A 14,708-nucleotide genomic window follows, 5' to 3' on the forward strand; every position below is an offset into this window, starting at 1 on the left:
AGCGCCCGTGCTACCGCCGCCTAGAGGCTGAACAGAGCGCCGTCCGGCGCCCTCTCGTCGATCACGACGCGATCGCCGTCCAGACGGGCGCGGCCGCCCGCCACCAGGGCGAGCACCGCGGGGTAGAGCCGCCGCTCCTGCACGATCACGCGGTCGGCGAGGCTGTCGGGATCGTCGTCCTGGCGGACCGGGACCGCGGCCTGGGCGACGATCGGTCCGGCGTCGAGTTCCGGCACGACGAAGTGGACCGTGCAGCCGTGCAGGCGCACGCCCGCGTCCAGCGCCTGCCGGTGCGTGTGGGTGCCCTTGAACAGCGGCAGGAGCGACGGGTGGATGTTGAGCATCCGGCCGGCCCAGGACGCCACGAAGTCGGTCGTCAGGATCCGCATGAAGCCCGCGAGGCAAACGAGGTCGACCTCCGCCGCGCGCAGCGCCGCGTCGAGGGCGGCGTCGAAACCGGCCCGATCGGCGAAGGCCCGGTGATCGATGGCCTGCGTCGGGATGCCCGCCTCGGCCGCCCGGGCGAGGCCGGCGGCCTCCGGGCGGTTCGACAGGACCAGCACGATCTCGGCCGGGAAGGCGGGATCCTTCGCGGCCTCCAGCAGCGCCAGCATGTTCGAGCCGCGCCCCGAGATGAGGATCGCGACGCGGGTCTTGCGGGCGGACGCCATCACAGGGCGAGGCGGCCGCTGAAGGTCACCGGCTCGGGGCGGCGCGCCGTGATCCGTCCGAGGCGGACCGGGGTCTCGCCGGCCCGGGTCAGGGCCTCGTCGACGTCGTCGACCGCGTCGGCGGCGGCGATCACCACCATGCCGATCCCGCAGTTGAAGGTCCGCAGCATCTCGGCTTCGGCGACGCCGCCCTCGCGGGCGAGCCAGCCGAAGACCGGCGGCGGGGTCACGGCATCGAGGTCGACGGCGATGCCGACATCGTCCGGCAGGACCCGGGGAAGGTTGTCGGGGAAGCCGCCGCCCGTGATGTGGGCGAGCGCCCGGATCCCGTCGGTGGCGCCCAGCGCCGCGAGCAGCGGCTTCACGTAGATCCGGGTCGGCTCCAGCAGCGCCTCGCCGAGGCTGCGGCCCGGGGCGAACGGGGCCGGCGCGTCCCAGCGGAGACCCGTCTTCGCGACGATCCGGCGGACCAGCGAGAAGCCGTTGGAATGGACGCCGGAGGAGGGGAGGCCGAGCACGACGTCGCCGGGCCGGATGCCGGGCCGCGGCAGCAGGGCGCCGCGCTCGGCGGCACCAACGGAGAAGCCCGCGAGGTCGTAGTCGGACCCGTCGTAGAGGCCTGGCATCTCCGCGGTCTCGCCGCCGATCAGCGCGCAGCCGGCCTGCCGGCAGCCCTCGGCGATGCCGCGCACGATGTCGGCGCCGACGCCGGGGACCAGCTTACCGGTCGCGTAGTAGTCGAGGAAGAACAGCGGCTCGGCGCCCTGGACGATGATGTCGTTCACGCACATCGCCACGAGGTCGATGCCGATCGTGTCGTGGCGGCCGGTCTCGATGGCGATCTTCACCTTGGTGCCGACGCCGTCGTTGGCCGCGACCAGGATCGGGTCGCGGAAGCCCGCGGCCTTCAGGTCGAACAGGCCGCCGAACCCGCCGATCTCGGCGTCGGCGCCCGGGCGCCGGGTCGAGCGCACCAGCGGCTTGATCGTCTCGACCATGGCGTTGCCGGCATCGATATCGACGCCCGCCGCCGCGTAGGTCAGCCCCGTCTTCGGCTCGTTGCCATCCTTGGCCGTCATGCCCGCGCCACCTCGCTGAATACTGGCCCCGCTCTAGCGGCTTCCCGCGCGCCGCGCGAGTCGTGTCGGCGGCGCCTTGATCGGCGCGCTCCGCATACCCACTCTGCCCGCTGGCGTGGTGTGCTGCTGGGGGGAGCGTCATCGTGCGCGCACGGGCTGTGATCGGGCTGGCCGCTGTCGTGGCCCTGGGATTGGTCGTCTATCTTCTGAGGGAGGTGATGCTGCCGTTCGTGGCCGGCATCACGCTGGCCTACCTCCTCGACCCCCTGGCAGACCGGCTGGAGCGGCTCGGCCTCGGGCGTCTGGCGGCCAGCCTGCTGATCCTGGCGCTGTTCGTCGTCGTCCTCGTCGTGACGCTGCTGATCCTGATCCCGCTCACGGCCAACCAGGTCGTGGCGCTCGTCAACGCGCTGCCCGGGATGGTGTCGCGGCTCCAGGCGATCATTGCCGAGCGGTCCGGGACCCTGCTCGAGCGCGTCGGCGGCGCGAACGTCCTCAACGAGCTGCAATCCTCGGTGGGCACGCTCGCCACCCAGGCCGGCACGTGGCTCCTGGCCTTCCTGAAATCGCTCTGGTCGGGCAGCCAGGCGCTGATCTCGATCGCCTCTCTGCTGGTCGTGACGCCGGTCGTCGCCTTCTACATCCTCGTCGACTGGGACCGGATGGTCGCCGCCATCGACGGCTGGGTGCCGCCCCGGCACCGTGCGACGGTGCGGGAGCTGGCGCGCCAGATCGACGGAGCGGTCACCGGCTACGTCCGCGGCCAGACCCTGGTCTGCCTCATCCTGGGCAGCTTCTACGCCGTCGGCCTCTGGCTGGTCGGCCTCAACTTCGGCGTGCTGATCGGCCTGATCGCCGGGTTCCTGACCTTCATCCCCTACGTCGGCACGCTCACCGGCTTCATGCTCTCCGTGGGCGTCGCGCTCGTCCAGTTCTGGCCCTCCGGAGACTGGCTGCATCTTGGCCTGACCGTCGCCGTCTTCCTCGTCGGCCAGTTCCTGGAGGGCAACGTCATCTCGCCGAAGCTCGTCGGCGATTCCACTGGGCTGCACCCGGTCTGGTTGATGTTCGCCCTGCTCGCCTTCGGGACGCTGTTCGGCTTCGTCGGGCTGCTGCTCGCCGTCCCGATCGCGGCCTCGATCGGCGTGCTGGTCCGCTTCGCCCTGGCCCGCTACCTGGAGAGCCGCCTCTACCACGCCGGGCAGCCGATCCTGATCGAGCACGAGGGCAAGGACGCTTCGGCCTTGACCTCCGCGGGCGCGGGATGATCCTGAGCGGCCTATGCGCGAGAACGCCCCACCCCGGCAGCTGGCCTTCGACCTGCCGCTCGACCCCCGCTACGGGCGCGAGGATTTCCTCGTCGGACCGGCCAACGAGGCCGCCTACGCGCTGATCGAGGCGTGGCCGGACTGGCCCGACAGCGTCTTGGTCCTCACCGGCCCCTCCGGCAGCGGCAAGAGCCACCTCGCGGCGATCTGGGCCGAGCGGGCCCACGCCTGGACCCTCCCGGCCGCCGAGCTGGGTGCCGACGCGGTCCAGCACCTCGTCTCCAACGGGGCGCTGGTCGTAGAGGACATCGACCGGGCGGAGCGGCGCGACGAGGCGGCGCTGTTCCACCTGCTCAACCGCGCCCGCGAGCGAGGCTGCCCGGTTCTGCTGACCAGCGCCACGGGTATCGACGCCCTCGGCCTCACGACGCCTGATCTGCGCTCGCGGCTTCGCCTCGCGCCGCGCATCGCCATCGAGGCGCCGGACGACGCGCTCCTGCGTGCCGTCCTGGTCAAGCTGTTCGTGGACCGGCAGCTGGTGGTCGATCTCGGCGTCATCGAGGCGCTGGCCCTGCGGATCGACCGGTCGCTGGGCCGAGCCCGCGACGTCGTCGCCGAGCTCGACCGCGACGCCCTCGGGCGCGGCCGCCGCATCAGCCGGCCGCTCGCGCTGGCCGTCCTGCGCCGCATGGGGCTGGAGGACGAGCCGGACCCGAACGCCTGAAGGAGGAATGCAGTGGCCGTCACGAAACTGTCGTGAAGGCCGCCGGTCTAGGGTGATACACGCTCCGCCGCCGCGAGGAGCAGAGACAGGGATCCGGGATGGAATCGACGCAGAAGCCCGTGGACCGCGACGCCGCCGATGAGGCGCCCGAGCCCCGTCGGCGCGCGACGGCCAATCCGGCGACGCGGCGGGCGGTCGCGCCCAAGCGCCTGCAGGCCGATCCGGTCGCGGGGGCGGCGGCTCCGGCGGAAGCCATTCCGGACGCCAACGACGAGTGGCCGGCCTCGGCGGCCGCGACTCCCGCGGAGCCGCCGGTCGGCGCGGCTCGCGAGCCGGTGGTGGAAGCCGGGCGAACCCTGCGCCACTCACCGGAGCGGTACGTGAACCGCGAGCTGTCCTGGCTGCAGTTCAACCGGCGGGTGCTGGAAGAGGCGTCGAACCCCAACCACCCGCTCTTGGAGCGCCTCCGCTTCCTGTCGATCTCGGCCAACAACCTCGACGAATTCTTCATGGTCCGCGTCGCCGGCCTCATCGATCAGGTCCGGGCGGGGATCACGGTCCCGTCGCAGGACGGCCTGTCGCCGTCCGAGCAACTCGTCCGGATCGGCGCCGAGGTGTCGCGCCTCGCCGCCGACCAGCAGGCCCGCTGGCGGGAACTGCGCACGGAGCTGCACACGAGCGACATCGACATCGTCGAGCCCGCGGCCCTCACGGCCGAGCAGGCGGCGTGGCTGGAGGAGTACTTCCTCAACCACGTCTTCCCGGTCCTGACGCCGCTGGCGATCGATCCGGCCCACCCGTTCCCGTTCATCCCGAATCTCGGCACCACCATCGCGCTGATGCTGGTGCGGCCGAAGGACGGCCGGCTGCTGCGCGCCCTGATCCGGCTGCCGGGCGTCATCGACCGCTTCGTGCGCCTGCCGGTGAGCGACAGCGAGACTTCCGCCCGTCTGATCACCATCGAGCAGGTGATCGGGATGTTCACCGGGCGGCTCTTCCCGGGTTACCTCGTCAAGGGCAGCGGCGCGTTCCGCGTGGTCCGCGATTCTGACCTGGAGATCGAGGAGGAGGCGGAGGACCTCGTCCTGCATTTCGAGACGGCGCTGAAGCAGCGGCGGCGCGGCGTCGTGATCCGTCTCGAGGTCGAGGCGGGCATGTCGGAGGATCTGCGCAGCTTCGTCGCCGACGAGCTGGAGATCGCCGCGGACGCGATCTTCCTCGTGGAAGGCATGCTGGCCCTGAACGAGCTGTCCCAGGTCGTCGGGATCGACCGTCCCGACCTGAAGTTCAAGCCCTACAATCCCCGCTTCCCGGAGCGCATCCGCGAGAGTGGCGGCGACGTCTTCGCGGCGATCCGGCAGAAGGACTTCATCGTCCACCACCCGTACGAATCCTTCGATTCGGTGGTGCAGTTCCTCGCGCAGGCCGCCCGTGACCCGAACGTGGTCGCGATCAAGCAGACGCTCTACCGGACCTCGTCCAACTCGCCGATCGTGGCGGCCCTCGCCGAGGCCGCGGAACTCGGCAAGTCCGTCACCGCCCTCGTGGAGCTGAAGGCGCGCTTCGACGAGGAGGCCAACATCCGCTGGGCGCGCAACCTCGAGAAGGCCGGCGCGCAGGTGGTGTTCGGCTTCGTCGAGCTGAAGACCCACGCCAAGCTGTCGCTGGTGGTCCGGCGGGAGGGCGACAGGCTCGTCACCTACTGCCACGTCGGCACCGGCAACTACCACCCGATCACCGCGCGCATCTACACGGACCTGTCGTTCTTCACAGCCGATCCCGCGATCGCGCGGGACGTGTCGCGGATCTTCAACTTCATCACCGGCTACGCCGAGCCGGCCGAGCTGGAGCGCATGGCGGTCTCGCCGCTGACCCTGAAGAACCGCCTCCTGGAGCACATCGAGGCGGAGGTCGCCCACGCGAAGGCCGGGCATCCGGCCGCGATCTGGATCAAGTGCAACTCCCTGGTCGACAGCCAGATCATCGATGCGCTCTACGACGCCTCGGCGGCCGGGGTTCAGATCGACTGCGTGGTCCGCGGCATCTGCTGCCTGCGCCCGGGCATCCCCGGACTGTCGGAGACGATCCGGGTGAAGTCGATCGTCGGTCGTTTCCTAGAGCACGGACGAATCTACGCCTTCGGCAACGGCGTCGGGCTGCCGCACCCCAAGGCGACGGTCTACATCTCCTCCGCCGACCTGATGAGCCGGAACCTCGACCGCCGCGTCGAGGCGCTGCTGCCGATCACCAACCCGACGGTGCATCAGCAGGTGCTCGACCAGATCATGCTGGCCAACCTGCTCGACAACCGCCAGAGCTGGCGGCTCCTCGCCTCGGGCGGCTGCGAGCGGATCCAGCCCGCCGAGGGCGAGGAGCCGTTCAACGCCCACAAGTATTTCATGACCAATCCCAGCCTCTCTGGGCGCGGCAAGGCCTCGAAGAAGTCGAGCCCGCGGGCGCTGAGCCGCCGCGCCCAACGCAGCTGAGTTTCGCTGCGCGGCGTCGCTGGGCTAAACCTCCCGCACGGCGCGCCGGCGGCGCGCCGGGCTGATGAAGGACTCGGACGTTTGGGCAGCCCTCTTGCCAACCTCACCCTCGCGCACGACGCGGAGGCGATCGACAGCACCGCGCGCCATCCTGTGGCGATTATCGACATCGGCTCCAACTCGGTCCGCCTCGTCGCGTACGACGGACTGACCCGGGCGCCGACGCCGCTCTACAATGAGAAGGTGCTCTGCGGCCTGGGCCGCAACGTCCTGACGACCGGCCGCCTGAACGAGGAGGCGGTGACGCGCGCACTCGCCGCCCTGGCGCGGTTCCGGGTGCTGTGCCAGACGATGCGCGTCAGGCAGGTCTACGTCCTCGCCACGGCGGCGGCGCGGGACGCCGAGAACGGTCCCGACTTTCTCCGCGCCGCCGAGGCGGCCTGTGGCCAGGAGATCCAGCTCCTCTCCGGACGGCGCGAGGCCGAGCTGTCGGCCCTCGGCGTGGTCTCGGGATTCCACGCGCCGAACGGCGTCGTGGGCGACATGGGCGGCGGCTCGCTCGAACTCGTGGACGTCCGCGGGGCGGTCGTCGGACAGGGGGTGACCATGCCCCTCGGCGGCCTCGCCCTGCAGGACCTGTCCGGCGGCTCGGTCAAGAAGGCCGCCAAGATCGTCCGCGAGTACATGCGCAAGGCCGCCCCGCAGCTCGAGACCCTGCGCGGGCGGACCTTCTACGCGGTCGGCGGCACGTGGCGGGCCATCGCGCGGCTCCATCAGGCGGCCCGCGGCTACCCCGTCCACGTGATGCACGGCTACACGGTGGAGCCCACCGACGAACTCAGCTTCCTGCAGGTCGTCGAGCAGACCGACGTGGCGCTGCTGCAGGACGTCGACGCGATCTCCGAGGCGCGGCGCCCGCTCCTCGCCTACGGCGCCGTCGTCCTCGAGGAGATCATCCGGGTCGGGCGCCCCCGCGAGGTGGCGATCTCGGCATCGGGCGTGCGCGAGGGTCTGCTGTTCGAGCAGCTCGACCGGGACACCCGTCTGATCGATCCGCTGCTGGCCTCGGCGTCGGAATTCAACGTTCTGCGCGCGCGCTCGCCCCGCCACGGCGAGGAGCTGATTACCTGGACGGACCGGTTCGTCGCGACCCTGGACGGCCACGAGACCACCGACGAGCGCCGTCTGCGGCACGCCGGCTGCCTGCTGTCCGACGTCGGCTGGCGGGCGCATCCGGATTACCGCGGTGAGCAGAGCATCGCGGTGATCCAGAATGCCGCGTTCGTCGGCGTGGATCATCCGGGCCGGGCCTATCTCGCCCTGGCGGTGTCCCTGAGGCACACCGGCCTGGCCCCCGAGAAGGCGAACCCGATGCTCCGGAGCGTGGCCGGCCCGCGCCTGTTCGAGCGCGCCCGCCTCCTGGGCGCCCTGCTCCGGATCGCCTTCCCGATCTCGGCCGGCATGGACGGCGCCCTCGGACGGGCGCCGCTCACCGTCGAGGAGGGACGGGTGGTGCTGCGCCTGCCGCGGGACTGGGAGGCCCTGAACGGGGACCGCCTGCTGAACCGCGTCCGCGGCCTCGGGCGCATCATCGGCCTGGACGGGCGGGTCGAGCTCGCGGACGACGCGCCCTGATCCGCGCGGCGCGGGCGCCGAACCCGGGCAGGGCCTCGCTCGTCGCCGCGGTCCGGTCTCGCACGATGGCCCGGGCCCGTCGCGCGGGAGAGCTCACGCGGGCCGAGGCCGAGGGCGGCCTCATGACCGTCGCACCGGCGCTCACCGCACGCCGCCGGAACGGTGAGCGTGCGCCTGCCGACCGAGATCGCCGCGGTAACGTCGGCTTAATTCACCAAGCCAACTTTTTTATTGGTTGATGTCGATTCTCCTCTGAATCCGGAATAAAGCGCGCCGCCCGCAAAATATGTCGGCACGATAGACTGTCGAACACTGCCGAGCGGCAGCGTGAACGCGCGCGCCGTTCGCCCTATGATGCGAGCAACACGCAGATCCCACTCGCACATCGGAATGTTCACGCGATGAGATGGCTTGGCTACGTCTCGATTCGAGTCGTCATGTGCACGACGATACTCGCAATGGCGATGATGTTACTGGCTTACGCGGGGAATGCTCTGCTCGACGCGCGTCTTCAGGCGCGACAGGCCCGGGACGCGGTCACGCTGACCCGCGCGAGTCGCCAGCTGCTCGGGACGATCCTGCCGACACGCCTCGAGCGGGGGGCAGCGCTCGCCCTGGGCGGGGATGCGTCCGCCGACCCGGAGAGCCTGAAGGCCTACGCGACGAACCGGGATGCGATGGTCGCGGGCTTCGCGAGCGTTCAGGACCTGCTGCGGAACCGGGATCTGCCCTCCGTGACGGCGACGATGGCGAGGCTCAACGCGGCTCAGGACGCCGTGAACCTGCTCCGCCCCCGGATCGATGAAGCCCTGCGCGTACCGAAGCCGAAGCGGGACCCGGCGCTGCTGCCCGCCGTGCTGACGGCCTTTCAGGAACTTCTCGACGCGCTGACGGCGACCACGGACGCCGTGGATTCGGCTATTCCGCGCTCCGACGCCATCCTGCAGCACTACCTCGTCCTCAAGCGGTCCGCCTGGGCGACCCGTGTCGCGATCGGGAACGTCGCCCTGCGCGTGCAGACCTCGCTGGCGGCGGGAACGTCGTGGTCGCTGCCCGAGACCGTGGCGGCGGCCGAGGAGCGGGCGCGGGTCCAGTCGGCGTGGTCGAGCACCAGCGAGGCCGCCGCCCAGAGCTCGGACGCCGTGCGGTCCGCGTTCGAGAAGGCCAAGCGCAGCAATTTCGAGGGCGAGGCGGCGGAGGCGGCGCGCGCGATCTTCGACGCCCTGAGCCAGCATCGCGCGTCCCCCATCGCGTTCCAAGACCTCCGAAAGCGAAACAGCGTCGAGCAGATGACGATCGTCGATCTCGCCAATGCCGCCCTCGCCGAGATGGTGGCGCGGGCCGAGAGCCTCGCCGCGGAGGCGGACGGCGTTCTCCTGCACAGTGCCGCGGCGCTGCTGGCCGTCCTGCTGCTCGTCGGGCTGGGCCTCATGGCTCTGTTCGGGGGCGTGCTGCGCCCCCTCCGGATCATCGCCACCGCGATGCGCGCGCTGACGGGGGGCGACACCGCCGTCGCCGTCCCGGTGCGAGCGTACCGGAACGAGTTCGCGCCGATCATGGTGGCCGTGCAGGCCTTCCGGGACAATCTGATCCGCACGCGCGACCTCGAGGCCGGGGCCGAGCGGGCGCGGCTGGACGCCGACGACCAGCGCCGGGACAGCCTGCGCCAGATGGCGCAACGGTTCGAGGAGGCCGTCGGAGGCATGATCGGCTCGGTCGCGTCCTCGGCCAACGCCCTGCAGGTCACGGCGCAGACGATGACCGCGACGGCCACCCAGACGGCCGGGCAGTCGACGGCGGTCGCGGCCGCCGCCGAGCGGGCCTCGAGCAAAGTCAACACCGTGGCGGCGGCCGCGGAGGAGCTCGGCACCTCCGTCCAGGAGATCGGGCGGCAGGCCGACGGATCGGCGGATCTCGCGCAGAGGGCCGCGGCCGAGGCCGACCGGACCGCCGCGCGCGTTCAGGACCTGAGCAGCGCCGTGGACCAGATCGGTGCCGTCGTGGGGCTGATCTCGTCGATCGCCGAGCAGACCAACCTGCTGGCGCTCAACGCCACCATCGAGGCGGCCCGCGCGGGCGCAGCCGGCCGCGGCTTCGCGGTGGTGGCTTCCGAGGTGAAGGCCCTCGCCGCGCAGACCGCCAAGGCCACCGACGAGATCTCCGGTCAGATCGCGCAGGTGCAGGCGTCCACCGGGCAGGCGGTGGAGGCCATCGCGGCGATCACCGCGCGGATCCGCGAGATCAACGGGGCGGCGACCACGATCGCGGCGGCCGTCGAGGAACAGGGTGCGGCGACCCAGGAGATCGTCCGCAACGTCGGGCAGGCGGCCACCGGCACAGGCGAGGTCACCACGACCATGACCGGCGTCGCGCAGGCGGCGGAGGGCACCGGCCTGGCCGCGAGCCAGGTTCTCGCGGCGGCCTCCGCCCTGTCGGACCAGTCGGACCGTCTGACCGCCGAGGTCGAACGGTTCCTGGCGAGCGTTCGCGTGTCCTACGCGGTCTCCGCCGCCCAGGTCGCGATCGTGCAGCGCAGCTTCGCGACGGTGCAGGCGCTCGGCGACACCGCGGCAGAGCTGTTCTACGGACGCCTGTTCGACATCGCGCCGCAGGTCCGGTCGCTCTTCCCGGACGACATGACCGCGCAGAAGCGCAAACTCGTCGCCATGCTGGCACTGGCGGTGGCCAACCTCGACAAGCCGGAGGCCCTCGTCGCCGCCGTGCGCGATCTCGGGGACCGGCACGTCGGCTACGGCGCGCTGCAGGCGCATTTCGAGGCGGTCGGGGCGGCACTGCTCTGGACCCTGGAGCAGGGGCTCGGCCCGGACTTCACGCCGGAGGTGCGGGAAGCCTGGACCGAGACCTACCGGGTCATCGCCGGCCTCATGACGATGACCGGAGCCGCGAAGGCCGCGTGACCGGGTCAGGCGTCAGGCGACGCGATCGGAGAAGATCGCCTTCTTGACCACGGCGTGGACGCCCCAGTTGCCGTCCACGACCTGCGTGATCCCGAAATCGACCGCCACCGACATCAGCGAGATCGCCTCGTCCTCGGTGAGGCCCTTCGCGTGCATCAGGAACTGGCGCATCTTCCGGAAGGCGTCGCGCATGGCGAGGTCGATCGAGGATTTCTGGAAGATCGCGCTCTGCGCGTCCGGACCGAGATCCCGCAGGTAGTTCGGGTAGCTGAAGCCGGACAGAACCCAGTCGTCCCGGGTCTCGATCATCGGGAAGTCGAGCGCCTCCAGCGGCGTGCCGGGCAGGTCCGCCTTCTTGTGCAGGATGAACTGGAAGGTGCCGGTGAGCGAGCACTCGATCGCGGTGCCGCACAGTTCGGAATCGCCCTGGCTGGCGTGGGGATCGCCCACGGAGAACAGGGCGCCCGGCACCGCCACCGGGTAGTAGAGGGTCGCGCCCTTGCCGATCCGCCAGTTGTCGATGTTGCCGCCGGTGTAGCTCGGCGGGATCGTGTTCACCCGGTCGGCCTCGGCGGGCGCGACGCCCATCGTGCCGAAATGCGGCCGGATCGGCACGCGGATGCCCTTCAGGACCTCGAAGGTCTTCTGGGTCTTCGTGTGGTCCACTGGCAGGCCGGGATAGTCGATGGTCGGGTGGGAGACGCCGAACGGGTCGGTCACGCCGGGCCAGCGGAAGCTGTAGACCGCCCGGGCCCAGTCGCGCTCGCCGGTGGCGTCGACCTCGTAGATGGTCACGACCTCCCGGGGTTTATCGCCGGTGATCAGGTCGTTGTAGTGGTAGCCCCACCACGCCGCCGCGTTGCTGCCGAAGGCCAGTCCCTTGTACCTGGGATTGGCGCAGGGGCGGGGGGCGACGTCGAGGATGCGCACCTCCAGGACGTCGCCGGGCTCGGCGCCGCGGATCGCCACCGGGCCGGTGCAGATGTGCACGCCGAGGCCACCGCCGGGGCCGACCTTGGCGTCCATGGCGCCGGCTCCGCGGGGCGAGACGCCCATCTTGTCCTTGGTCCAGAGATAGACGCTCTCGGCGCCCGGATCGCCCTGGATCATGCGCTCGGCATCGTCGCTCGCCTGGTGGGTGAGCGTCTCGATCGTGACGAAGTCGCCCGAGCCGATCTCGACCTTGGGCTTGAGGCTGCGGCTGAAGAAGCCCCAGTGGACCGTCTCGGCATTCGCCGGCAGGTGGTAATGCGCCGTGGCGGCGATCTTGGCGCCGCTCGCCTGGGCCAGGGCCGGGCTCACGAGCGACGGACCGCCGGCCGCGAGGGCCGCGGCCGCGGCGCCGGTCGCCGCGAAGCCGCTCTTCAGGAAGGCGCGCCGCTCAGGCTCGAGATCCCGCCGGAACCGGCGGCGGTGCTCCTCGAAGGCGTGGCAGGTTGGATCGTCGCCCGCGCACATCGCGTCGTCTCCCGGTGGTTTCGTGGTCCCGGGGCGGGCAAGCAAATCGACGGCCACGCTGGCGGCCGCCGACGGGCGCCCCTCACTCCGAGAGCATGCCGACGCCGCCCTCCTCGGCGCGCGCGACGGCCTCGTCCGCCTGGGCCTCGACCACGGCGGCGGCCGTGACGTTGACGATGCCGCGCGCCGTCACCGACGGCGTCAGGATGTGGGCGGGCTTGGCCGGGCCGATCAGGAGCGGGCCGACCGGCAGCGCGTCCGCCAGCACCTTCGCGAACTGGAAGGCGATGTTGGCGGCGTCGAGGTTCGGGAAGATCAGGACGTTGGCCGCGCCCTTGAGGCGCGAGCCCGGCAGGACGCGCTCGCGCACCATCTCGTTGAGGGCGGAATCGGCCTGCATCTCGCCGTCGACCTGCAGCTCGGGATTCCGCGTGTGCAGGAGCGCGAGGGCGTCGCGCATCTTCATCGCGGAGGGCGAATCCGACTGGCCGAAATCCGAGTGGCTGAGGAGCGCGATCTTCGGCGTCATCCCGAACCGGCTGACGTGGCTGGCGCAGGCCTGCGCCACGTCGGCGATCTCCTCGGCGGTGGGGTTCTGGCGGACATGGGTGTCGGCCAGGAAGTAGGCGCCGTTATGCGTCACCACGAGGCTCATCGCGGCGCACTGCTCCACGCCCGGCGCGAGCCCGATCACGTCGCGGATGATGCGCAGGCGCGTCTCGAACCGGCCCTCCAGGCCGCAGATCAGCGCGTCGGCCTCGCCGCGGCGGACCGCGATGGCGCCGATCACCGTGTTGTTGGTGCGGACCAGGGTCCGGGCCGCGTCCGGCGTGATGCCGCGGCGACCGGCGACTTCCAGGTAGGTCTGGACGTAGGCGCGGTAGCGGGGATCGTCCTCGGGATCGATCAGCTCGAAGTCGCGGCCGTGCACCATCGACAGGCCGAAGCGCTTCAGGCGGGTCTCGACCACCCGCGGCCGGCCGACCAGGATCGGCAGGGCGACCTTGTCCTCGACGATCGCCTGGACGGCGCGGAGCACGCGCTCGTCCTCGCCCTCGGCGTAGATCACGCGCTTGGGCTCGGCCTTCGCCTTCGAGAACAGCGGCTTCATGATCAGGCCGGACCGGTGCACGAACCGGTCGAGGCTCTCGACGTAGGCGTCGAGATCCGGGAGCGGCCGACCGGCGACACCCGAATCCATCGCGGCCTTCGCCACCGCGGGTGCGATGCGCAGGATCAGGCGCGGGTCGAACGGGCTCGGGATCAGGGATCTCGGCCCGAACGGCCGGGCCTCGCCGCCGTAGGCGCGGGCGACCACGTCCGAGGTCGTTTCGTGAGCCAGACCCGCGATCGCCTTCACGGCGGCCTTCTTCATCTCCTCGTTGATCTTGTGGGCGCCGACATCAAGCGCGCCGCGGAAGATGTAGGGGAAGCACAGGACGTTGTTGACTTGATTCGGGAAGTCAGACCGGCCGGTGCAGATCATCGCGTCCGGCCGCTCCTTCTCGGCCAGATCCGGCATGATCTCCGGATAGGGATTGGCCAAAGCCATGATGAGAGGCTTCTCGGCCATCTCCTTCAGGTACTCGGGCTTCAGCACGCCGCCGGCCGAGAGGCCGATGAACACGTCGGCCCCCGGGATCACCTCGGCGAGCGTCCGCTTGTCGGTCTCCTGCGCGTAGACGTCCTTCCACCGGTCCATCAGCTCGGCGCGGCCCTTGTAGACGACGCCCTTGATGTCGGTGACCGTGATGTTCTCGCGGGTCGCTCCGAGCGACACGAGCAGGTTGAGGCAGGCGAGCGCCGCCGCGCCCGCACCCGACGTCACGATCCGGACGTCGGCGAGATTCTTGCCGGCGAGCTCCAGGCCGTTGAGGACGGCCGCCGCCACGATGATCGCGGTGCCGTGCTGGTCGTCGTGGAAGACCGGGATGTTCATCCGGGCCCGGCACTGCTCCTCGACCTCGAAGCACTCGGGCGCCTTGATGTCCTCGAGGTTGATGCCGCCGAAGGTCGGCTCGAGGGCGCAGACGACGTCGACGAGCTTCGACACGTCCTTCTGGTCGACCTCGATGTCGAAGACGTCGATGCCGGCGAACTTCTTGAACAGGACGGCCTTGCCCTCCATCACGGGCTTCGAGGCGAGCGGGCCGATATCGCCGAGGCCGAGCACGGCCGTACCGTTGGACAGCACCGCCACGAGATTCTGGCGCACCGTGAGTTCGGCGGCCTGCTGCGGGTCGTCGTGGATCGCCATGCAGGCCGCGGCGACGCCGGGCGAGTAGGCCAGGGCGAGGTCGCGCTGGTTGCCGAGCGGCTTGGTCGCCTGGATCTCCAGCTTCCCGGGCTTGGGCAGGCGGTGGTAGACGAGCGCCCCGGCCTTGAGGTCCTCGGACATGTTATCGGCCATCGCCCACGCTCCCGCTCACCTTTTTCACCGAGGACGACGCGGTCGCGCATCGCGCGGGC

9 protein-coding genes are annotated in these 14,708 nt (G+C 70.9%); 5 read left to right on the top strand and 4 right to left on the bottom strand.

Features of this window, described 5'->3' with window-relative positions; translation table 11 throughout:
• Positions 1-20: 20 nt before the first annotated feature.
• Positions 21-671: a phosphoribosylglycinamide formyltransferase gene (purN, locus tag BM419_RS02295; RefSeq protein ID WP_091924739.1), complete on the bottom strand. Its 651-nt coding sequence runs from the start codon at positions 669-671 to the stop codon at positions 21-23.
• Entirely contained in the window at positions 671-1,750 is a 1,080-nt protein-coding gene (gene purM, locus BM419_RS02300; protein WP_091924743.1) for a phosphoribosylformylglycinamidine cyclo-ligase, read from the bottom strand. The genes purN and purM overlap by 1 nt, the downstream gene beginning before the upstream one ends.
• 143 nt (positions 1,751-1,893) lie before the next feature.
• Between purM and BM419_RS02305 the strand changes: the two genes are divergently transcribed.
• From BM419_RS02305 to BM419_RS02325, 5 genes are all read left to right on the top strand, one after another.
• A complete protein-coding gene (locus tag BM419_RS02305) occupies positions 1,894-3,018 on the top strand; it encodes an AI-2E family transporter (protein WP_091924745.1) in 1,125 nt (374 codons plus the stop codon).
• A 13-nt stretch (positions 3,019-3,031) separates the two neighbouring features.
• The gene (locus BM419_RS02310; RefSeq protein WP_020091805.1) at positions 3,032-3,742 is read left to right on the top strand and encodes a P-loop NTPase family protein; all 711 of its coding nucleotides are present in this window, start codon (positions 3,032-3,034) and stop codon (positions 3,740-3,742) included.
• A gap of 98 nt (positions 3,743-3,840) precedes the next feature.
• Positions 3,841-6,228: an RNA degradosome polyphosphate kinase gene (locus tag BM419_RS02315; RefSeq protein WP_091924748.1), complete on the top strand. Its 2,388-nt coding sequence runs from the start codon at positions 3,841-3,843 to the stop codon at positions 6,226-6,228.
• Positions 6,229-6,309: 81 nt separating this feature from the next.
• On the top strand, positions 6,310-7,863 hold the full coding sequence (ppx, locus tag BM419_RS02320; RefSeq protein ID WP_020091807.1) for an exopolyphosphatase: 1,554 nt from the start codon (positions 6,310-6,312) through the stop codon (positions 7,861-7,863).
• 401 nt (positions 7,864-8,264) lie between these two features.
• On the top strand, positions 8,265-10,781 hold the full coding sequence (locus BM419_RS02325; RefSeq protein ID WP_091924751.1) for a methyl-accepting chemotaxis protein: 2,517 nt from the start codon (positions 8,265-8,267) through the stop codon (positions 10,779-10,781).
• 12 nt (positions 10,782-10,793) lie between these two features.
• On the opposite strand, the gene BM419_RS02330 is transcribed toward BM419_RS02325, so the two are convergent.
• Complete coding sequence (locus BM419_RS02330) at positions 10,794-12,239, bottom strand: acetamidase/formamidase family protein (protein ID WP_020091809.1); 1,446 nt, start codon at positions 12,237-12,239, stop codon at positions 10,794-10,796.
• A gap of 82 nt (positions 12,240-12,321) precedes the next feature.
• A complete protein-coding gene (locus BM419_RS02335) occupies positions 12,322-14,649 on the bottom strand; it encodes an NADP-dependent malic enzyme (RefSeq protein ID WP_091924754.1) in 2,328 nt (775 codons plus the stop codon).
• Positions 14,650-14,708 lie beyond the last annotated feature (59 nt).

It is taken from the genome of Methylobacterium sp. yr668 (genome assembly GCF_900116245.1).
In the GTDB taxonomy this organism is placed as follows: Bacteria; Pseudomonadota; Alphaproteobacteria; order Rhizobiales; family Beijerinckiaceae; genus Methylobacterium.

Bases quoted from the DNA above. Each gene is read 5' to 3' on its own strand.
- purN (WP_091924739.1), bottom strand. From the start codon at position 671: ATGGCGTCCGCCCGCAAGACCCGCGTCGCGATCCTCATCTCGGGGCGC.
- purM (WP_091924743.1), bottom strand. From the start codon at position 1,750: ATGACGGCCAAGGATGGCAACGAGCCGAAGACGGGGCTGACCTACGCG.
- BM419_RS02310 (WP_020091805.1), top strand. From the start codon at position 3,032: ATGCGCGAGAACGCCCCACCCCGGCAGCTGGCCTTCGACCTGCCGCTC.
- BM419_RS02315 (WP_091924748.1), top strand. From the start codon at position 3,841: ATGGAATCGACGCAGAAGCCCGTGGACCGCGACGCCGCCGATGAGGCG.
- BM419_RS02325 (WP_091924751.1), top strand. From the start codon at position 8,265: ATGAGATGGCTTGGCTACGTCTCGATTCGAGTCGTCATGTGCACGACG.
- BM419_RS02330 (WP_020091809.1), bottom strand. From the start codon at position 12,239: ATGTGCGCGGGCGACGATCCAACCTGCCACGCCTTCGAGGAGCACCGC.
- BM419_RS02335 (WP_091924754.1), bottom strand. From the start codon at position 14,649: ATGGCCGATAACATGTCCGAGGACCTCAAGGCCGGGGCGCTCGTCTAC.